The following is a 1,812-nucleotide window of genomic DNA, read 5'->3' as shown; positions in this document are numbered from 1 at the left end:
ATAACGATATAGTGAACTCAGTATGCAATGCTTGGAACAGTTTTTGTGAAGATAAACGCAGAGTCCAATCCCTCTGCTTTAGAGATTGGACTCGATTGGTAAGTTAATTAATGGAATTGGTATTAACTACCTGCTAACGCTCTAAGTCCGTTTTTCATCTCAAAGCCAGTGATTTCATCGCTGGCTTTCTTATATATGAAGTCTCCCTAGCCGCTCACCATTCCCGTAAATCCGCTTGGGAAGTATTGTTAACTGGCATCCTCCACAATTTTTCATATACTGCACTCAATTAAGCTATCCACTGTGCTGTAGCATTCAAAATATTAGCACTCAAATATTGGGACCTTTATGATCATTCTGACCACAAACTTTGGCGACATTGAAATTGAACTGAACCTTGAAAAAGCGCCGGTAACGTCGAAAAACTTCCTTAAATACTGCCAAGATGGCTTCTACGAAGGCACAACATTTCACCGTGTTATTGAAGGTTTCATGATTCAAGGTGGTGGACACACTATCGACATGACAGAAAAGCCAACTCGTGCACCTATTGTGAATGAAGCTAACCGCGGCTTAAAGAACGTGATTGGATCTCTCGCAATGGCTCGCACTGACGCACCCCATTCAGCAACGGCGCAGTTCTTTATCAACCTTGACGACAATGATTTCCTTGATCATACAGCAACCAGCAACTCAGGTTGGGGCTACGCTGTGTTTGGCAAGGTATCAGCAGGTATGGATGTGGTAAACAAGATTGCGCTTGCACCAACCACCACTCGCTGGGGACATGAAGATGTGCCGTGTGAAGACATCGTGATTACTAAAGTCACTGTTCGCGACTAATTCACTCACGTGCTTTCCTGCCCCTAGTGCATTCGAATTGATTGCACAAAGAAAAGAAGGCAGCGCGCTAGAACTATGGTGGTAAGGATTCGACTTTACCACCTGTATTCAAAGCTCGTTGTTAGAATCGTTACCAACGAGAGCGGTAAGTACGGTGACATCCTTTACAAGTCTTGTTCACAGAATCTAACCCTTGTTCTGCGCTCGACAAGTCTTGCTCAACACTCGCTTGATAAAGCTCTGCAAAGCCTTGGTTCATCTGTAACATCAGTTGGTTAAATTTCTCAGGCTTGCTCCAAATCTCCTTTTTTGCCTTACCTCCAGTATCACCTTCAGCAAAACTCGCATTCAATACGGTTCCATGTTCCACCAACATGTCACTTAGCTCACCCACTTTCAGCCAATCCACGTCACTGTTATTCAATTCTGAATCGACTTGTTTGCTGACCTCTTCAATAGAGCTAAAAGCCTGTTGACGATTATTTACAACATCCACTGCGGCTGCAGAGATCATAGGTAGAGCAATCGTAGGCAGTGCGATGATTAAAGCGATAGTGAATTTTTTCATAGTGTCATTCCTAGTGATTAATTGATTGAGTGGTTAATTGACTGAGTGATTTGTTCGTTAATTACTGATTGGTTTCTTAGTAAATTACGGCTTGATAGTTCAGCCGTAATCGATGAGATGCATTTAATTTACACAACAATAGTTGCTCATGCAACTATTGTTATGTAAATTATCCCCGCCAAGCAAATTCGCAAACAGGAAAAGCATTATGAAAATCTGGGATCTACCAACTCGACTTTATCACTGGCTTCAAGCCGCACTCTTTATTGGTCTTGCTGCGTCAGGGTTTAACGGACAAGGCCCTCATGTTTACTTAGGCCTCGTACTGTTCAGTCTGATTTTATGGCGCTTGGTTTGGGGAATCGTCGGCAGCGATACCAGTCGCTTTTCTCAATTTATTA

Annotated in this window: 3 protein-coding genes; 2 read left to right on the top strand and 1 reads right to left on the bottom strand. The window is 42.8% G+C overall.

Going from position 1 to position 1,812, the window contains the following annotated elements; all coding sequences use genetic code 11:
- Positions 1-348 precede the first annotated feature (348 nt).
- Positions 349-843 carry a peptidylprolyl isomerase gene (locus tag H5300_RS26535; protein ID WP_004736286.1) on the top strand — a complete coding sequence of 165 codons (495 nt, stop codon included), beginning with the start codon at positions 349-351 and terminating at the stop codon, positions 841-843.
- 130 nt (positions 844-973) lie between these two features.
- Here H5300_RS26535 and H5300_RS26530 read toward each other — a convergent pair whose 3' ends face one another.
- On the bottom strand, positions 974-1,411 hold the full coding sequence (locus H5300_RS26530; RefSeq protein WP_102571477.1) for a cytochrome c: 438 nt from the start codon (positions 1,409-1,411) through the stop codon (positions 974-976).
- Between the two features lie 208 nt (positions 1,412-1,619).
- On the opposite strand from H5300_RS26530, the gene H5300_RS26525 reads away from it, so the two are divergent.
- The coding region (locus H5300_RS26525; RefSeq protein ID WP_182797339.1) for a cytochrome b/b6 domain-containing protein at positions 1,620-1,812 on the top strand (193 nt) is incomplete at its 3' end.

This window comes from Vibrio sp. SG41-7 (genome assembly GCF_014164465.1).
GTDB classification, from domain to species: Bacteria; Pseudomonadota; Gammaproteobacteria; order Enterobacterales; family Vibrionaceae; genus Vibrio; species Vibrio splendidus.
The sequence above is the reverse complement of the archived record's forward strand: the minus strand, read 5'-3'. Positions and strand labels throughout refer to the sequence as shown.

Coding starts and splice junctions, on each gene's coding strand:
- H5300_RS26535 (WP_004736286.1), top strand. CDS start 349: ATGATCATTCTGACCACAAACTTTGGCGACATTGAAATTGAACTGAAC.
- H5300_RS26530 (WP_102571477.1), bottom strand. CDS start 1,411: ATGAAAAAATTCACTATCGCTTTAATCATCGCACTGCCTACGATTGCT.